Origin of the sequence: Bartonella queenslandensis AUST/NH15, assembly GCF_000312585.1 — a bacterium.
GTDB classification, from domain to species: Bacteria; Pseudomonadota; Alphaproteobacteria; order Rhizobiales; family Rhizobiaceae; genus Bartonella; species Bartonella queenslandensis_A.
Map to the genome: position 1 here is coordinate 1 of NZ_HE998212.1, position 252 is coordinate 252.

Sequence of the window (252 nt, forward strand, 5' to 3'; positions counted from 1 at the left end):
GGTTGAAAATAAAGTCATACAAATTACAGGTACTGGAACTCAATCGGGTTTTTCTGTACTTATGGCAAAAAGTTTACCTAACCTTGATGTAGTGGATAAAGGTCAATGTTTTCCAAGGTACTTTTATGAAGAAGCTATGGATTCAAAAGATAAACATAAAAAGCAGTCTCATTTATTCGAAAGCTCTATAGAGAAAGATGAAACGGTTGATTTACAACGCCGTGATGCACTCACTGATGAAGGGTTAGAACA

General features: G+C 35.3%; 1 protein-coding gene. It reads left to right on the forward strand.

Annotation, left to right across the window (positions count from 1 at the left end):
- Positions 1-252, forward strand: a 252-nt coding sequence (locus BN338_RS12355) for a type ISP restriction/modification enzyme (RefSeq protein WP_039761964.1), incomplete at both ends; no start/stop codon positions are given.